A 16,441-nucleotide genomic window follows, 5' to 3' on the forward strand; every position below is an offset into this window, starting at 1 on the left:
AGCAATGAGCCGAAAGAATGATTTATCATGCCCAAACGGGCTGTTCGTCGTACCAAGAATAAGCGGGATCCTTGTCTCGCGCAGGGATTATACGAAACAGCTCAAGGTATGAGATGGGAGAAAATATCACACTTTCGGACACTGTGCTCGACGCTGGGACCGCTTCATACTGAGATCAGTCAAGGAGCAAGGGGAAACTGCTACGAGCGGCACATCGTGCACGCATCGATGCTGTCTGCACGCCTGCATCAGGCAGGCACACCTACAAGGAGGTACAGCATGAAAACATGGTATCCCGAAGCCGATCTGGTCATCAAGCATCCTAAGATCTACACCGTCGCGATCACGTGCGACGAGGTCAAAGCTGGAAAAACCGAGTTCCCCATCATCGAGGACGGCGGCGTCGCCGCCAAGGACGGCAAGATCATAGCCGTCGGCAAGGCCTCCGAGATGGACCAGTACGTCGGCGAGCACACCGAGGTCGTCGACGCGACCGGCAAGATTCTCACCCCCGGCTTCGTCGAGTGCCACATGCATTGCAAATGGACTGGCGAGCAGATGCTCAACCTCGACTTCAACGGCGTGACGAGCCGCCAGGCTATTCTCGACGCTTTGAAAGAAAAGGTGGCAAACACTCCCGTCGGCGAGTGGATCGAGGGCGACGGTTGGAACGAGCTCATCTGGGAAGACAGCCAAGAGCTTATCACACGCCGCGAGCTCGACGAGATAGCCCCGAATAATCCGCTCATTCTGCTGCATATGTCGGCTCATACGGTTGCCGCCAACTCCCTTGCGCTCGAAGCGGTCGGCTACACGAAGGATACGCCGCAGCCCGAGGGCGGAACCATCGGGCACTACGATGACGGCGAGCTTGACGGCATGCTGTACGAGAACGCGGCTCTTATGCCGATGTTTGCCGCCAAGCCGCCGCTGACCGATGAACAGCAGGTCGAAAGCATTGCGCTCATCGGGCGGCGTCTCAACTCCTTCGGCATCACGAGCGCCATCGACGCGAACCTCAACTACAAGCAGATGCGCTATTACGGCGAAGCGAAGAAGCAGGGCAAGCTCACCTACCGCGCGAACCTCATGTTCTACCTCGACCCGCAGTTCGGATCCTTCGAGGAGAACTTGAGGCGCTTGGACGAGATGGACTGCGTCACCGGCTTCGGCGACGAGATGCTCAAGCTCAACGGCTGCAAGGTCACCCTCGACGGCATCACGGCAGCCTTTACGGCAGCCATGAAGCGCAAGGAATACCGTCAGCGCCCCGGCTTCTACGGCGACACCATTTACAGCGAAGAGGAAATCACGGCTCTTGTGTGCAAAGCGACTGAACTCGGCTGGCAGTTCGGCATCCACACCATCGGCGACATGAGCGAAGACAGAGCCTTGCACGCGTTCCAGGAAGCCAACAGGATACGGCCGGTGAAGGAGCTGCGCCACTACCTCATCCACTACCAGTTGCCTTACGACGATCAGTGGCCCATCATGAAGGAACTCGGCGTGGGCGTATGCCTACAGCCGACCATCGTCTCGCAGATGGGCGAGGAGCCCCTGTTCTGGCCCGAGCAGGTCGAGCGCTTCCAGTCGCCGGGTCTCATGTTCTCAAACGGCATCATAGCCGGCGGCAGTTCGGATTGCCCGGTTGTCACCTGCGATCCGCTGCTCGGCATGTACTACGCCATCACGCGCCTCGACGAGACCACGGGCAAGACCCTCTCCAAGGGCGACGAGTCGAAGGTGACGCCAATACAGGCCCTCATCATGTACACGAAGAACTCCGCGTTCTTCAGCCACGACGACGACAAGATGGGCTCGGTCGAGGTGGGCAACTTCGCCGACTTGTGCCTGTTCGACAACGACTTCATCGAGGGCGACGTGGAGGACTACCGTACGACCAAGGTGGCCAAGACCTTCCTCGGCGGCGAAGTAGTGTATGAGGCCTAATGTAGAAAGTTGTTCAGCGTAGCGTTATTAGCTGAATGCGAGAGTACTGCTCTTCCCGATCGGCACCCGCCGCTTCGTTCGAGGGATACGAAGTTCGGCAGGTGCCGGTTTTGCGTTCGAAGCCTGAGCCTTGACGGTTTCGGACCGTAGGATGGTTTCCGCGCGATATGAGGTATTGTCGCTTATCGATGTCCTTAGGCAGCTGGCGATCATGTGCACCGAAGTCTCTTGCGCTGCCGTTTTTTTACGGACGATTTCTTTGCGAGAAAGCCCGATGTTCGCCAAAATTGACGAATTGCCAACAACGGTTGGTTGCCGATATTGCCGGCTTTTCCTTTACTGATCTACGTCGCAAGACGGCTTGTGACGTAGAGAGAAAGGGTAGAAGATGAAATTCAACGAGAAGCTTTGCTCGATCAGGAAATCACGCGGTTTGTCGCAGGAAGAGCTTGGGTTCGAGCTGCAGGTGTCGCGGCAAACGGTGTCGAAGTGGGAATCGGGGCAGTCGTATCCCGATTTCCAGCGCCTCGTGCTCTTAAGTGACTATTTCGATATGACGCTCGACGAACTGGTCCGGGGGTTGGATGTGCAGGATGTGAGAGACATGAACCGCACCGACGAACGGGTTGCCTCGCTGTACAGGGATATCGAAAGCGGCAAAGAATCGGTGCGCAAGGCGTGGAAGGCGTTCTGCATCGTCGGCGGCATTATTCTCGTGCTGTTTGCCGCCGTTGTGGTTGTCGGGATTGTGTCTCCGCACGTAGGATAGGGATACGGACAGGGAGCCTTCGAGATATAAAGTTTGTGCTGACCGTGAAAGCGCCGTACCCGATGCACGGGTTTTCCGGCATCGGGTACCGGTGCGACGGTAGCAGGGTTACACGTGAGGCGTCGGCGTCGGCGTCCACGAAGCTTTCTTGGCTTCCTCTTCTTCTGCGGCTTCTTCAGCGTTCTTTGCGCGTTGCGCCTTGATCGCCTGGTCTACGATTTCGTGTGTTGCCTTCTTTCTTCTAAAAACCTCTGGAGACGATGGGGAATGGTCTCGCCTCACGCGCCAATCGGGGCGTTTTACATGCAAATCACCACAATCCGTATAACGTACGTGATACGCATATCCTGTTCAAAAACTGTCTGGTAATTTGCATGCTATCTAATTCGAAATTGCATCGGTCCAAGTATATACCCTGATTAATAAGGCAATATCAGCAAAAATCCCACATTTTTGCCTTGGGGTCGGACATCGGCGCCCATTCTTGACAAAGGGGGTTAGCGGCTGATTAGATGTGAAAACCTGCTCGGGGGATCATCACCATTCTGTGCAGACATCCATGTGGGCGTAGGCCTGTCTTCGGGGCAAGGCACCGAGTGAAAAAGGGGGTACGTGTATGGCCGCGAGAAGTTTCGTCTTTGCGGATCCAAGCAGATGTATTGGCTGCAAGACGTGCATGGTAGCGTGCATTCGGTCGCACGAGGGAAGCGAGACGACCGGTCCTCGTCTCCAGCTCGTTACGACGATGAAAGTGTCGGCTCCCATAGGCTGCCATCATTGCTTGGATGCACCGTGCGTCAAATCCTGTCCGACGGGATGTCTGTATTCCGACGGTGCCCGCGTCGGCATCCGCGAAGAGCGATGCATCGGTTGCCAGAACTGTGTGCTTGCCTGTCCGTTCGGCGCCGTTTCCATCGGATCGAAATCGAGTGTCGAACTGTTCGGGGGTCTGACGTTCGAAACTGGGCAAACGCCGGTCGTCATCAAGTGCGATTTATGCTTTGGCAGAAAAGCGGGGCCGGCGTGCGTTGAAGCGTGTCCGACCGACGGGTTGTTTCTCGCTGATGACAGGTTTTTCGCAACAGAGGCTGCGATCAAGCACGGCAAAGCGGCTAAGACCGTCGAATCGTTCATGGAATCGTTTTTGGACGCACGAGTATAGCGAGGGGTTGCCTTATGGAAAAGCACATGACTGTATGCCCGTACTGCGGTGCCGGGTGCAAAATGAACCTGGTTGTCGAGAACGGCTTGATCGTAGATGCCGAGCCGCTTGACGGGGTGACAAACGAAGGGAACTTGTGTCTCAAGGGGCTGAGCGGCTTCGATTTCGTGAACGACACGAAAATACTGACGCCAAGGATACTGTACCCTATGATCAGACGACGCAAAGGAGCGGAGCTCGAGCGGGTGACGTGGGATGAGGCACTCGATTTTACGGCGCAGAACCTGCTCGAAATCAAAGAGCAGTACGGCCCCGACTCGATTATGCTAACGGGGTCGTCCCGCGGACCGGGCAACGAAGCTAACTTCGTCATGCAGAAGTTCACGCGGGCGTGCATCGGTACGAACAACATCGACAACTGCGCAAGAACGTGCCACGCACCCTCCGTCATCGGTCTTATGGATACAATCGGAAGCGGTGCCATGAGCGTGAGCATTCCTGGGCTCGAGGAAGCTTCGTGCATCATGCTGTTCGGGTACAATCCTGCAGCCAGCCACCCGATCGTCGCCCGTAGGATCGTGAAGGCTAAAGAGAAGGGCGCGCGCATTATCGTGTGCGATCCGCGCATCATTGAGACGGCTCGGATCGCCGACATCCATATCCAGATGAAGAACGGTTCGAACCTGGCGCTTTTGAACGCGATGGCATTCACAATCGTTGAGGAAGGCTTGATCGACAAAGCATTTGTCGATGCCCATACCAGTGGATACGAGGCATGGCTCGACGTGATACTGCAGTACCCTCCCGAGGCAGTGGAAGATATCGTGGGAGTGGATGCGGAGACCATCCGCAAGGCTGCGAGGATGTACGCCACGGCGGAGTCGTCGATCATCGGGTGGGGCATGGGCGTCACGCAGCAGCGCCAAGGCGTCCATACGGTTCACGCCATCGCTTCCCTTGCATGCATTGCCGGCAAAATAGGAAAGCCCCATTGCGGCGTAGCACCCGTGCGCGGGCAGAACAACGTGCAGGGTTCCTGCGACATGGGCATGCTTCCGAACCTGTACCCGGGATATCAAAAGGTCGAGGATGCCAAAGTGCGCGCGAAGTTCGCGAAGGCGTGGGGCCTTGATGCCGAGCAGCTGTCGAACAAGGAAGGCTTCAAGCTTACCGATCTTCCCCATGGGGTCAAAGACGGAACCATCAAAGCGTTCTACAACTTTGGAGAAGATCCCCTGCAGACCGAGCCGGACTCCGCCGATATGGAGAAAACCCTCAAGGATCTTGAATTCTTCATCAGCCAAGACATCTTTATGACGCAGACGACCGCGCTCGCCGATGTAGTGCTGCCGGCGACTTCCTGGGGCGAGCACGAAGGGGTGTTCACCGCTTCGGACCGATCGTTCCAGCGCTTTAACGCTGCCGTGCCGCCGAAAGGCGAATGCAAGCACGATTGGGAGATATTCCAGGAGCTTTCGACGCGGATGGGATACCCGATGCGGTATCGGAATACGAAAGAGATATGGGACGAGGTCAGAGAGCTCTGTCCTCAGTTCTACGGTGCCACCTACGAAAAGATGGAAGGCCTCGGATACGCGCAATGGCCCATTCTCGATATCGAGGGCGAAGGAACGCCGGATCTGTACCTCGGGGGTTCTTTCAACACCTTCGACGGACGGGCGCTTTTGCTCTCGCATCACTGGAACGCCCCGACGGAAGAGCCCGACGAGGGGTATCCGCTCGTGCTCTGCACCGTACGCGAGGTGGGGCATTACTCATGCAGGTCGATGACCGGCAATTGCAAAGCCCTGGCACAGCTTGCCGACGAACCGGGATACGTGCACATCAACCCGGTGGATGCACGCAAGCGGGGCGTTCGCGACGAGGAACTCGTCTGGGTGTACTCGCGGCGGGGAAAGGTGATCACCCGCGCCTCGCTCGACGAACGGGTCAATCCCGGGGCGGTGTACATGACGTATCAATGGTGGATCGGCAAATGCAACGATCTCACGATGCATGTCACCGACCCCCTTTCAGGCACGCCGGAAGACAAATTCAGCTCCTGCGATGTCGCTTCGATAGGGGATCAGGTGTGGGCGGAGCAGCATATGGAGATGCTCTACAACGAACTGAAAGCTCGCCTGGCCGCCGAAGCGGCGCACCAGGAAGGCCCTTCGCTCAAGTACGGCGAGCGCCAGTAGCCGCTGCAACGCGCTTGGAGGACGGATGTGAATCGCTATATAGTCATAGACCCCGCTGCGTGCATCGGATGCAGGACCTGCGAAGCGTCCTGCATCGGGGTCCATAAGAAAGCAGGTCTGCAAGGAGCCCCGCGCATGACGGTTGTGGAGACGAAGAGCGTCTCCGCTGCCGTCATGTGCCACCAGTGCGAAAGCGCTCCCTGCCTTGCCGTGTGTCCGACGGGCGTCATCACCCGCGTAAACGGTATCGTTCGAGTGGACGAGCAGCGGTGCATCGGATGCAAGATGTGCTCGATCGCATGTCCGTACGGAGCCGTGCAGCCTTCGGGCACTTCGGTTGCGGGTGTGGCCGGGGTCTGTTACAGGACGCCGACGCATCCGGGTTCGGTGAGCCCTCTGCTCGCATGGGAGATCGGCGTTGCCGCATGTGCAGTGAAATGCGATCTGTGCTCGGGGCTGTCGACTGCTCCCCGTTGCGTCGAAACGTGTCCGACCGGTGCGCTTACCTTAATCGACCAGGAAAAAGTCGATGCCGATCTGCGTGAGAAAAGGCATCGGACGGCAGGGGAGCTTGAGGCCATGTCGGTAGAAGTCTCGAAGGTTCGGAGGTCGCAATGGGTCTGACGTTGTTGATGAGTGCGGCTGGCGTCTCTTCGGTGGGCGCACTCATGTCGCTTCTGCTGTACCGTCGGGAAAGCGCTGCCAAAATCGTCTCCTGTTGCTGCGGGGTTGCCTCGGCGGTGTTCTCTCTCGGCTTCGCTCTCGTATCGATATGCGGGCCGACGCACCTGTTCAGGGCGGCCAGTCCGTTCGCGTTCGCGGACTTTTCGATTTCATGCAACCCCTTGTCGGGCTTGCTCGTTGCGGTGATCGCCGTCTTGGCTTTAGCGGCGTGGATATACGGGTTTTCGTACTTTGACGAGTACCGGGGGCGCGGTGTCGGCAAAATCGGGTTCTACATGAATCTGTTCGTTATCTCCATGATCTTCGTGGTTACGGTCGACAATGCGTTCTGGTTCCTGGTGTTTTTCGAACTCATGTCGCTGACCTCGTATTTTCTCGTCGTGTTCGACCGGTCGGAGCAGGCTCAGCACGGCGGGTTCGTGTACTTCGTCATGGCCCATATCGGGTTTCTCATGATCATGGTTGCATTTCTCATGATGGCGAACGCTGCGGGAGGCAGCTTCGAATTCTCTGCTTTTCGAGAGGTTTCGATGGCTCCGGCCGCTGCCTCGACCGTGTTCTTGCTTGCATTCTTCGGCTTCGGCATCAAGGCCGGCATGGTGCCGTTCCATTCGTGGCTTCCCCTCGCCCATCCCGAAGCGCCTTCGAACGTTTCGGCGCTTATGTCGGGCGGCATGGTCAAGATCGGCATCTTCGGTATCGTGAAGGTGTGCTTCGATCTGCTCGGTGCATCGGGCTGCGAGCTGTGGTGGGGTTTCGTCGTCATGGTGTTCGGCGCCGTTTCGGCGGTGTTCGGCATCGCGTATGCGGTTGCCGAACGGGATATCAAAAGAACGCTTGCGTACTGCTCGGTTGAGAACATCGGAATCATCCTGATCGGCGTCGGGGCGGCAATCGTGGGTATGGCGCTTGACCAGCCGATCGTTGCCGCATTGGGCCTTCTGGCCGGACTGTACCACCTCGTCAACCATGCGATGTTCAAGGGCGCGCTCTTCTTAAGCGCAGGCTCGGCCATTTTCAGAGTCCATACCCGCTCGCTCGATGCGATGGGGGGCCTCGCGCGAAAGATGCCCTGGACTGCGGCAGTGTTCCTCATCGCATCGGTTGCTATCTGCGCGATACCTCCGTTGAACGGATTCGCGTCGGAATGGCTCACCTACCAATCGCTGCTCGACGTTGCATTCGGAGCCGCTCCGCTCGTAAAAACGGTAGCCGTTCTGGCGGCTGCTTCGCTCGCGATTTCGGGAGCGCTTGCCATCGTGTGTTTCGTGAAAGCGTACGGAGTCGCGTTCTCCGGCGCATCGCGTTCAGAGAAAGCGCGGGAGGCGCGCGAAGTGCCTGCGTTCATGGTCGTTGCGAGCGTGCTGCTCGCCGCTATCTGCATCGGGCTTGGTGTGGGGGCTGCATGGGTCGCTCCGGCGATCGGCGGCATCGCATCGTTTGCGCTCGGGACGACGGCTGGCGGCGCGGTGGTTGCGGGATCGGAGTTGGTGAACCCCATGGCGGGCACGGGGGTTTCCCTCATCCTCATCGCCGCTTTGCTTGTCGTGCTCGTGCTGCTGGTTATGGGCGCGCGTGGTATCGCCCGCCGCAAATCGGGTGTCGGCCTGCGTAAAGATCCTTGGGATTGCGGCTACCTTCCCGAGTCTGACATGCTTGCGGCGGCAACGAGTTTCTCCTCCGCTGCCCGGATGTTTTTCGAAGCGCTGTACCGGGTCCGAGAGGTGGCATCCGGTCAGAAAGGGAAGGTCCTGTGCCTGTACGAGCGATTGGTCGAGGGAATAAGAAAGGTCGAGCCGCTTTCCGATCGGTATCTGGTGGACGGGGCCATCAATGTCGTCGAGAAGCTGAGCCGGATGGCGCAGAAGGTCGAGGGGGGCGATTACCGCGTCTACATCTCCTACGTTGTCGTCGCGCTCGTCTTCTTCCTGATACTGACCGTCGCGATCGGATAGGCGGGAAAAGCCATGAACGAGATACTGTTAGCAATTCTGCAACCTGTGGTCCTCTTGTTTGCCGCTCCGCTTTTCTCGGGAGTGAGCAGGGTTCTCCGCGCAAAAATGCATACGAGGAAAGGTCCGAGCGTCTTTCAGGACTACTACGACATCGTGAAGCTGTTCAAGCGCGAGGATGTGCGTACGTGCGATTCGGGCGCGCCGTTTCGAATCATGCCGGTACTCTACCTGGCGACCGTTTTGCTTCTAGCCATGGGAATGCCGATGATCACGCGGTTCTGCCCGATACCGGCACTCGGCGATTTCATCGTGATCGTGTACCTGCTCGCCCTGCCGCGGCTCTTCTTCGCCCTGTCGTCGATCGATAGCTCGGGATCGTATCCCAGCGTCGGCGGCATCAGAGAGCTGCTTGCAAGCGCTTTGATCGAGCCGTCGATGATCATCGCGCTGTTCGCCGTCGCGATTGCGACGGGATGTTCGAACGTCGGCGATATGGGAAACGCCCTTTCAACCCTGTCGTTCACTTCGCCCATCGCGATGGTGGTCGCGGCGTTCGCGTTTTGCATAGCGTGCTATATGGAGCTGGGAAAACTTCCCTACGACGTGGCTGAGGCGGAGCAGGAGCTTCAAGAGGGTCCTCTCGCGGAATACTCGGGGCCCTCTCTGGCTCTGCTCAAACTTGGAATGTCGCTTAAGCAGATCATCGTGATCAGCATGCTGCTTGCCATCTTCTTCCCGTTTGGGAGCGCTGTCGACATGGCACCTGCTTCGCTTGCGGTAGGGGCGCTCGTGTTCTTTGCGAAGATGTCGGTCGTATTCACCGTATGCGCGCTGATCGAGAACACGGTCGTGCGCGTGCGGTTCAGGTTGCTTTCTCAGCATACGTGGATGGTGGTGGGCTGCTCTGTCCTGTCGCTCGCGTTCCTCGTTATGGGCATATAGGTGGAAGGAGTGATGGGGATGCTTTCAGGGATCGGGATTGCGGTCTTTCCTCTCTTGGCTGTACTGGTGCCCTTCGCGGGGACGGTGGTGATCCTCGCCTCGCCGCGCAAGGCGGCGCGATGGATATGCGCCGTTGCCGCGGGGTTGTCGCTTCTTGCATGCTTGGGCGCTGCGGGGCTTTTCGCGTACGGGGGCATGCAGGCGCACGCGGTGTCGTGCTTGTCGTTCGGTTCGGTTGCCGTGTTCGGATTCACGGTCGACGCCATGAGCACGCTGCTCGCCGCTGCGTTCGTGGGAATCGGTTTTCTGGTGACCGTGTACTCGTTCGCTTATCTGAATAAGGGAAACCGCGAACATCCCGACGAGCATCGAAAGCGGTTCTATGCGGTGTTCATCGCGTTCATCGGTGCGATGGCGGGCCTTGTGTTCAGCTCGACGATACTCGGACAGCTCGTGTTCTTCGAGATCACCGGTGCGTGCTCGTGGTCGCTTATCGGCTATTACAACAACGACACCTCGAAGAAATCGGCAATGAAAGCCCTCATCATCACGCATATCGCGTCGCTTGGACTGTACTGCGCCGCCGCCGTTTTGTTCTTGCAGACAGGCTCTTTCGAATTACAGGCGATCGCGCAACTCGAAAGCGGATGGAAGACGTTCGTGCTCATCGCAATCCTCATCGCTGCGTGGGGCAAATCGGCGCAGCTTCCGTTTTACATGTGGCTTCCTTCGGCCATGGAGGCCCCGACGCCCGTGTCGGCGTACCTCCACGGCGCGTCGATGGTGAAGGTGGGCGTGTACCTGTTCGCCCGGGCGCTTCTCTGCGCGGGGCCGGTACCCGTCGAGGTCGGCTGGGTTGTGGTTGCGGGTGCCATTGCGACCATGGTGTTCAGCTTTCTCATGTACCTTCCGCAGAAAGACATCAAGCGCCTCTTGGCGTACTCGACCATCGCGCAGCTTTCGTACATGTTTCTCGGGTTCGGATTCGCCATCTTCGGATCGCAGCTCGCCATGCAGGGCGGTATCGCCCACATTTTCAACCACGCGTTCGCGAAGACCCTGTTCTTCCTCGTTGCCGGCGCCCTCAGCTACACGATGGGCACGCGGCTTCTCACGAAGTTCAGGGGGCTCTCGTCGAAGATGCCGTTTTTGGCAATCGCCTTCGCCGTCGCTGCTCTGGCGATCGGCGGACTTCCTCCCTTCGGCCCCTTCTTCAGCAAGTTCATGATTCTGGCAGGCGGTTTCGAAGTCTCGTCGCAAAGCGTCCTGCTCCTGGTAATCGTGATCGTGGCCATCGTCGAATCGCTCTGCTCGTTCGCGTGGTTTCTGAAATGGATGGGCTCGGTTGTTTCGGGAGCGCCGTCGGAAACGGTCGAGGACGCCCATCCGCTTCCGAAGCCCATGGCTTGGGTGTTCGCGGCGCTTATGGTTATGACGGTCTGCTCTGGCTTCATTGCAGTAGCTTGGTTGGGTTAGGTGATGGTCATGTCTGCTTATGCTTGGGTCAACGCGCTCGGAGGCCTGCTCATCGTCACGTCGACGATGGTGGTTCTCGCCCGATCGGTGAAAAGGTCGGCGATCCTCTATGCGGTGCAATCGTTCGTCCTCGTGCTGCTCCTCGTTTCGCTTGCGTTTGCAACCGATTCGGAGGTTCTGTTCATGTGGTCTGCATCGGCTTTCATAACCAAGGTCGTGCTCGTGCCGGGCATGCTGCTGTTCTTGCAAAGAAAGCTCGGTGCCGATTCGCAGGACCTTGGCGAGCGCCTTTCTCCGTTCAAGAGCATTACGCTTATAGCTTTAGAGGTGCTCATCTGCTTCGCTGCCGTACAGGGCGTTGATCTGTACACCGCCGCTGAAGTGAAGCCTGCGCTCGCCATCTCGCTCGCGCACTTCTTCATCGGACTGACCTGTATCGTCTCGCAACGCAACATCGTGAAGCAGATATTCGGGTATTGCCTGATGGAAAACGGCTCGCACGTAACGCTTGCGCTTCTTGCGCCGCAGGCGCCGGAGCTTGTCGAGATCGGCATCGCCACTGACGCCATCTTCGCCGTCCTGATCATGGTCCTCATGGTTTTGAGGATATACAGGACTGCGAAAACGCTCGATACCCGCGACCTCATGGAACTGAAGGGGTAGAACATGGACATTTCAAGCTTGCTGCTGGTTACCATGATAACGCCGCTTGTCGCCTGTCTGCTGATAGCGGCGCTTCCCCTCAAGATGCCTCGGGCGGTGTTCGAAACGGTGCACGTCGTGTCGATCGGCCTGACGTTTTTAGCGAGTCTTTTCATCGTCGCTCACGTGTTCGGCGGCGGCGGTTCGGTGGAGGCCATCGACATATGGTTCCAGGTCGACGCCCTCAGCGCCATCTTCCTCGGACTTGTGAGCACCGTTGTTCTGTTGACGGGCATCTGCTCGGTTGCCTATATTCGCTTCGATAGCAGAGAGGGGCGCCTCGATGCTTCCCAGGTGAAGCGCTTCTACGCCTTCTTCAGCTTGTTCGTATTCACGATGTTGCTCGTGGTTACGTCGAACAACGTAATCATGATGTGGGTTGCCATCGAGGCGACGACGCTCTCGACGGTGTTTCTCGTCGGCTCGTACAACACGAAGATCTCGCTCGAAGCGGCGTGGAAGTACCTTATCGTCTGCACGGCCGGCGTTGCGTTCGGCCTGTACGGGACGCTGCTTGTGTACGCGAACGCAGCCGATATCATGGCCGACCCGCACCAGGCGGTGTTTTGGACGTCCCTCGTGCCCTATGCTGCTCAGTTCGATTCGGCGCTCATCAGGATAGCGTTTGTGTTTGCCGCTATCGGGTTCGGCACCAAGGCCGGTTTGTTTCCCATGCACACTTGGATGCCCGATGCGTATTCCCAGGCGCCGAGTCCTCTGTCGGGCTTAATGTCGGGCGCGCTTGCCAAATGCGCGATGCTTGTGCTTATCAGGTTCTACGTCTTGGCCGTTCAGGCGGTCGGCCCTGAATTCCCTCAGACGGTCATGCTTATCTTGGGCGCGGCATCGATCGTGTTCGGTGCGTTCGCGCTGTTTTCGCAATCCGATCTCAAGCGCAAGCTCGCATACAGTTCGTGCGAGAACATCGGCATCGTGGCGCTGTGTCTTGGGTTCGGAGGTCCGCTCGGCATCGCCGCCGCGCTGCTTCACTGCATATTCCACGGCCTCGCAAAAGCGCTCATGTTCTGCCTGTCCGGCAACGTGGTTATGAAGTTCAAGACGAGCAACCTCGAGAAAATCATCGGCGTCGTGCAGATCGCCCCTTTGACGGCGGTTTTGCTGGGGGCGGGCTTGTTCGCCCTTTCGGGGTTTCCTCCGTTCGCGTTGTTTATAAGCGAAGTTCTCATGGTTATGTCAGGGGTCTTCGCCGGGTACCTCTGGCTCGTCATTCCCCTCTGCTTGGCGCTCACCGTCGTGATAGCGGCTTTCAGCCTTGTGTTCCTGCGCTCGGTATTGGGTAAAGCTCCCGATACCGCTGAAAAGGGGAGCGTCGGTGCAACCATGATCGTCCCCGAGATGGTGCTCATGGTCTTGCTGCTGTGGTTCGGTATCGCCTTGCCGGCTCCGGTGATAAGCGGAGTGGGGTCGGCTACGGCGATAGTCATGCAGGAAGATGCATCTAATCTGTACGAGATGCCGCTGTTCGGCGATGTGCTTCATGCGGCCGATGCGACAACGCAACCGAACGAATAGGGAGGTTCTTGTGACCAAGCGAAGCGGAACGAGAGATAAGCGGCGCGGCTCGACGCACGTCAAAGCGGTTCGCGGGCAGTTCCATGGTGCGCTCATGAGCGAAGCGTGGCAGTCCGACGAACAGGTAACCATGACGGTCAGAGCCGATTCGGTGCCCGATATCGTCCGGTTCTTGTATTACCGGAGAGGCGGATGGCTCTCGGTGGTCGTCGGCAACGACGAGCGGCCGATCAACGGCAAGTTCGCCCTGTACTACGTGCTCTCCATGGAGGAAACCGATCCGTGCATATGCGTGGTTCGCAGCGAGGTGTCCCCCGAAGAGGGGTCATTCCCGTCGGTTGCCGCCCGTGTTCCAGCATGCGTGTGGGGCGAGCGCGAAATCCGCGACATGTTCGGACTCACGCCAATCGGTTTGCCCGACGAGCGCAGGCTCGTCCTGCCCGACGATTGGCCGGAAGGGCTCTATCCCCTCCGTAAGGATTCCATGGACTACCGCCACCGCCCCGAGCTCGCTGCCGACCTCGAGAACTACGAGTTTTTGAACAGGGCCGAGCCAGGCACGACTACGGTCATCCCCATGGGCCCTCTGCATATCACGTCGGACGAACCCGGCCACTTCAGGCTGTTCGTCGAAGGCGAGCATATCATCGATGCGGACTACCGGATGTTCTACGTCCACCGCGGCATGGAAAAGGTTGCCGAAACGCGTATGACGTACGACTCGGTCCCGTTTCTTGCAGACCGCATCTGCGGAATCTGTGGGTGCGCGCATTCGGTCGCTTACGCCGAGTCGGTCGAGAACTCGCAGGGAATCGCGGTGCCCGAACGTGCGCAGGTGATCCGCTCGATACTGCTCGAGGTCGAAAGGCTCCATTCGCATCTGCTCAACCTAGGTCTCGTGTGCCATTTCTGCGGGTTCGACACGGGCTTCATGCATTTCTTCCGCGTGAGGGAGAAAGCGATGGACCTGGCGGAGATGCTTACCGGTGCCCGCAAAACGTACGGTCTGAACCTGATCGGGGGAGTGCGAAGGGATATTCTCGGCGATCAGAGCATGAAGACGATCAAGATGCTCGCCGAACTGCGCACGGAAACCCGAGACCTTGTCGAGGCGCTGCTTTCGACTGCGAATTTCGAGGGCCGAACCGCAGGCATCGGTATTCTGGATCCCGAAGTGGCCCGCGATTTCAGTCCGGTCGGGCCGACCGTGAGGGGAAGCGGGTTCTCCCGCGACACGCGCTTCGACCATCCGTTCGCCGGATACAAACGAACCGATAAAACGGCTCGCGTACACGATGGGTGCGATGTGAAGAGCAGGACGCTCGTACGGGTCGAGGAGTTCTTCGACAGCCTCGACATGATTCAAAGCTGGCTCGAGAATACGCCGTCGGGTCCGATTCTCAATGAATCGTGGGAGTACGAGCCGCATCGGTTCGCGGTGGGCTTTACCGAGGCACCGCGTGGGGAGGATATGCATTGGTCGATGACGGGTGATAACCAAAAGTGTTACCGTTGGAGAGCCAAGGCTTCGACGTATAGCAATTGGCCGGTGCTTCGCTCCATGCTGCAAGGCAACACCATTGCCGATGCGGCGGTTATCGTGGGCAGCATCGATCCGTGCTATTCGTGCACCGATCGAGTGACTGTCGTCGATATAGGGAAACGGACACAGACGGTGCTCACCAAGCAGGAGCTTGAAGACTATAGCCGCAATCGCAGCCATTCCCCCTTGTCGGGCCGCGGGTAAGGAGTCAGAAGCTATGCTGAAAACGCTGAAAGGTATCCTGAAGACGGGCGATGCGACCGTCAAGTATCCGTTCGCCCCTATCGAACAAGCACCGGATGTTCGAGGCAAGCCCGAGCACGATGCCGTGCGCTGCATTGCCTGCGCGGCATGCGCAACGGCGTGTCCGCCGAATGCCATCCAGATGAAGCTGGATATCGGGGCAGGAACGCTCACCTGGGAAATCAACTACGGACGATGCATCTTCTGCGGGCGGTGCGAGGAGGTTTGTCCAGTCGATGCCATCAGGCTCGGCACCGAGTTCGAATTAGCCGTCATGAGCAAAGACGATCTTCGGGACTCGTGCACGTACTGGCTTCAGAAGTGCTCCTGTTGCGGCGAGTACTTCGCGCCGCGCAAGGAAGTCGCGTACGTGGCGAGCGTGTTGGATGGGATCAAAGGCTCGGGCGCTTCGGGCGATTCGGTCGGCTTGTGCTTGTCGTGCAAGCAGAGAAACGATGCGCTCGCGTACGAAAACCGTATCGGCGAAGGAGGTAACCGTGGTTGAGCGGACTGCTCCAACCCAACTGCAGGCGCAGCTCGAGCCGAAGCAGCTCAGCGAGGACATCGCGAAGGCCAAGGCAACGCTGCTGCAGAGCATCAAGCGATCCGTATACGTCTATCGGGTCGATTGCGGCGGCTGCAACGCGTGCGAGATCGAGATATTCTCCTCGATCACCCCGGTGTTCGATGTGGAGCGCTTCGGGATTAAAGTGGTACCCACGCCGCGCCATGCCGACATCCTCGTGTACACCGGTGCCGTGACGAGGGCTATGAGGCTTCCCGCCATACGGGCGTACGAAGCCGCGCCCGATCCGAAAATCATCGTCTCGTACGGCGCATGCGGCTGTACGGGCGGTATCTTCCACGACAATTATTGCGTGTGGGGCGGGACTGACAAGTTGTTTCCCGTGGACGTCTACATTCCCGGTTGCCCGCCGACTCCGGCGCAAACGGTATACGGGTTCGCCATGGCGCTCGGTATGCTCGACCAGAAGCAGCATGCGGTAAACGAAGTCGAAGCCGAAGGCGAGCGCGTTTGCGTGCGATACGCCGATGTTCCCTACGGTATTCGGGTTGAGCTCGAGCGGGAAGCGCGGCGTTTATCGGGCTATCGCCAGGGAGGCGATCTGTGCGACGAGTTTCTCGAGGCGCTCGAAAGCAGCGGAACCGATGCTCTTGGGAAGATCGCTGCGCTTATTGCCTCCCAGGATGACCCTCGGAAAATTGAGGTGCTCACCGAACTGAAGGATCTGCTCGTGTCGAAAACTGTGAGGAGCTAGC

Annotated in this window: 13 protein-coding genes; all 13 read left to right on the forward strand. The window is 58.4% G+C overall.

Features of this window, described 5'->3' with window-relative positions:
• Positions 1–279 precede the first annotated feature (279 nt).
• The 13 genes from FJE54_RS05425 (at position 280) to FJE54_RS05485 (ending at position 16,440) form a co-directional block, all read left to right on the forward strand.
• Positions 280–1,950 carry an amidohydrolase gene (locus FJE54_RS05425; protein WP_180326581.1) on the forward strand — a complete coding sequence of 557 codons (1,671 nt, stop codon included), beginning with the start codon at positions 280–282 and terminating at the stop codon, positions 1,948–1,950.
• 388 nt (positions 1,951–2,338) lie between these two features.
• Positions 2,339–2,719 carry a helix-turn-helix domain-containing protein gene (locus tag FJE54_RS05430; RefSeq protein WP_139651694.1) on the forward strand — a complete coding sequence of 127 codons (381 nt, stop codon included), beginning with the start codon at positions 2,339–2,341 and terminating at the stop codon, positions 2,717–2,719.
• A gap of 616 nt (positions 2,720–3,335) precedes the next feature.
• Positions 3,336–3,881: a 4Fe-4S dicluster domain-containing protein gene (locus tag FJE54_RS05435; RefSeq protein WP_369406386.1), complete on the forward strand. Its 546-nt coding sequence runs from the start codon at positions 3,336–3,338 to the stop codon at positions 3,879–3,881.
• Positions 3,882–3,895: 14 nt separating this feature from the next.
• Positions 3,896–6,082 (forward strand): formate dehydrogenase subunit alpha, encoded by a 2,187-nt coding sequence (fdhF, locus tag FJE54_RS05440; protein WP_139651696.1) that lies wholly within the window; start codon positions 3,896–3,898, stop codon positions 6,080–6,082.
• Positions 6,083–6,217: 135 nt separating this feature from the next.
• Positions 6,218–6,706, forward strand: a complete 489-nt coding sequence (locus tag FJE54_RS05445; protein WP_255467237.1) for a 4Fe-4S dicluster domain-containing protein — start codon at positions 6,218–6,220, stop codon at positions 6,704–6,706.
• Positions 6,697–8,721: a hydrogenase 4 subunit B gene (gene hyfB, locus FJE54_RS05450; RefSeq protein WP_139651698.1), complete on the forward strand. Its 2,025-nt coding sequence runs from the start codon at positions 6,697–6,699 to the stop codon at positions 8,719–8,721. The genes FJE54_RS05445 and hyfB overlap by 10 nt, the downstream gene beginning before the upstream one ends.
• Before the next feature lie 12 nt (positions 8,722–8,733).
• Positions 8,734–9,663, forward strand: a complete 930-nt coding sequence (locus FJE54_RS05455; protein ID WP_139651699.1) for a respiratory chain complex I subunit 1 family protein — start codon at positions 8,734–8,736, stop codon at positions 9,661–9,663.
• Between the two features lie 18 nt (positions 9,664–9,681).
• Entirely contained in the window at positions 9,682–11,139 is a 1,458-nt protein-coding gene (locus tag FJE54_RS05460) for a hydrogenase 4 subunit D (protein WP_139651700.1), read from the forward strand.
• 9 nt (positions 11,140–11,148) lie between these two features.
• Positions 11,149–11,802 carry a hydrogenase 4 membrane subunit gene (hyfE, locus tag FJE54_RS05465; protein ID WP_139651701.1) on the forward strand — a complete coding sequence of 218 codons (654 nt, stop codon included), beginning with the start codon at positions 11,149–11,151 and terminating at the stop codon, positions 11,800–11,802.
• A 3-nt stretch (positions 11,803–11,805) separates the two neighbouring features.
• Complete coding sequence (locus FJE54_RS05470; protein WP_139651702.1) at positions 11,806–13,374, forward strand: hydrogenase 4 subunit F; 1,569 nt, start codon at positions 11,806–11,808, stop codon at positions 13,372–13,374.
• 10 nt (positions 13,375–13,384) lie between these two features.
• Entirely contained in the window at positions 13,385–15,121 is a 1,737-nt protein-coding gene (locus FJE54_RS05475; RefSeq protein ID WP_255467238.1) for a hydrogenase large subunit, read from the forward strand.
• Between the two features lie 13 nt (positions 15,122–15,134).
• Positions 15,135–15,665 (forward strand): formate hydrogenlyase complex iron-sulfur subunit, encoded by a 531-nt coding sequence (locus FJE54_RS05480; protein WP_139651703.1) that lies wholly within the window; start codon positions 15,135–15,137, stop codon positions 15,663–15,665.
• Complete coding sequence (locus tag FJE54_RS05485; protein ID WP_255467239.1) at positions 15,658–16,440, forward strand: NADH-quinone oxidoreductase subunit B family protein; 783 nt, start codon at positions 15,658–15,660, stop codon at positions 16,438–16,440. The genes FJE54_RS05480 and FJE54_RS05485 overlap by 8 nt, the downstream gene beginning before the upstream one ends.
• Position 16,441: the final 1 nt, after the last annotated feature.

This window comes from Raoultibacter phocaeensis, assembly GCF_901411515.1.
Classification (GTDB): domain Bacteria; phylum Actinomycetota; class Coriobacteriia; order Coriobacteriales; family Eggerthellaceae; genus Raoultibacter; species Raoultibacter phocaeensis.